This is a genomic window from Campylobacter sp. RM12637 (genome assembly GCF_020137645.1).
In the GTDB taxonomy this organism is placed as follows: Bacteria; Campylobacterota; Campylobacteria; order Campylobacterales; family Campylobacteraceae; genus Campylobacter_E.
Genome location: NZ_JACGAV010000039.1, coordinates 1 through 1,886, shown reverse-complemented (window position 1 = coordinate 1,886; position 1,886 = coordinate 1). Strand labels below are relative to the sequence as shown.

Below are 1,886 nucleotides of genomic sequence, written 5' to 3'. Positions count from 1 at the left end.
ACTTTAAAGATATTAATGCTAATAATATTGATTTTATAAACGATGATATAAAAACAACCGATGAAATCAAAGCTCAAACAATAAAAGTAGATGATAAGCTAGTAATTAAAAATATAGATTTAAAAACAACTTCTATTAGTGCAAACAAAGGAGAGATTACAAACTCAAATGTATTCTTAAATAATACTAATGAAGGCTCTAAAGATACTAAAGTATTTTTAAAAGGTAAAGATGATAATGCTAGTAGTGTATATGATAAAGCAGAAATAACAAGTGGAGATTACACTATAGAAAAATCAGCTATTAAAGGTGGTATTAGAGCTAATAACTTAACTACAACTAATTCAAAAATAGTAGGGCAATTAGCAGTAAATAATCTAAACGCTACTAATTCTACATTTTATATAACAGGTGGTGGATATAATACTTCTTTATATAATCACTTTAGTGGAGCAATCATTGCAAGATATGGTGCAAGTGGCTTTAATAATATAATTAATATTTCTAATACAAACTTAGGCTTATTAATTAATGGCTATGTTCCTATTGCAATTATTAATAATACTAACAACTCAAATACTACTAATTCAAATTCTACAAGAGCTGATTGCAATAGCTATAACACCTAAAGTAGTTAATAAAGACTTCTTTAAGATAACTTATACAACACCTATTTCAAGTGTATTATTATCACCTAATCTAGTTCATTATACAACTATGCAAGATGAGAATGGAACTAAAGAAGTTTGGAGTGTAGGTTTAGCTGGTAAAGAATTAAGCAAAGATGAAATCCAAGCAATAATTGATGGTAAAGGCAATGTTAATTACACTACAACAGAATTAATTAATAAAAACTATAAAGATTATTTTATGAGTGAATTATTAGACGATAATACAAAAGCTGAATTAAAAAGCATAATTAATACACCTTATTATGTAGCAAAAAATCAAGCAGATATTTTAAATGATAGATTTACTTATCTAAGAGATGATATTAAAAATCACGGCTTTTGGGTGAATAATTCATATAGTTATTTAAAGACTAATTATAATGATTTAAGAAACAAAGGCACAAGTGTTGGTATAGATAAGAATATAAGTTTAGATAGATTTAATCTAACTTATGGAGTATTTGCAAATATTTCAAGATTAGAAATAAATAAAGCTTTAAGCTCTTCTACTAATGTAAGGTCATTTGGAGCTTATGCTTCTACTAATTTTTATAATGGAAGCTTTATTGATTATTCTTTAGCTTATGTAACATTAAAAAATAAATTTGAAGCTAAAAAGATTGATTTATATACTACTAATTACTTAGACTTATATCAAATAGGTTTAGGCTTAGGACATAGATTTAGTATAAATAATAATTACTTAGAGCCTAATATTAAATTAATAGCTACTAGATTTAAGGACTTGGACTTAAAAGGAACTAATGCAAGTATAGAAACTAAAAAAGGTCTTCAAGCTAGTATAAAAGCAGGAGTTAAAGCAGGGGTTGAGTTTAACAAAAACTTTAGCTTAGTTACTGAATTACAATACTTTAAAGACTTAAATGCTCTTTCAAAAAGTAAAGTAGTAGCTCTTTTAGAAAACAATCTTAACAATATCCAAGATAGTGGCTTGAATGCTAAAATAGGATTTTTAGTAAAACCAAATTCTAAATTAGACATTAATGCTGATTTTACAAAGAATATTTCTAATGAGTTTGATACAGGATATAGATTAAACTTAGGATTTAGCTATAAGTTTTAATTAGAACTTTATAAGTTCTAATTAACTTAGCTTTATTCTAAATACAAAGCTATTTCATCTGATATTAAATAGTTTTTATTAAATACTTTATTATCTTTTATAAAAACCAAATCTTTTAAATCATCTAATTT

Annotated in this window: 2 protein-coding genes; both read left to right on the top strand. The window is 25.1% G+C overall.

Annotated features, from left to right (window positions below):
- The coding region (locus AVBRAN12637_RS09630) for a hypothetical protein (protein ID WP_336615823.1) at positions 1–629 on the top strand (629 nt) is incomplete at its 5' end.
- A complete protein-coding gene (locus AVBRAN12637_RS09625) occupies positions 532–1,755 on the top strand; it encodes an autotransporter outer membrane beta-barrel domain-containing protein (protein ID WP_336615822.1) in 1,224 nt (407 codons plus the stop codon). The genes AVBRAN12637_RS09630 and AVBRAN12637_RS09625, both read left to right, overlap by 98 nt.
- Positions 1,756–1,886 lie beyond the last annotated feature (131 nt).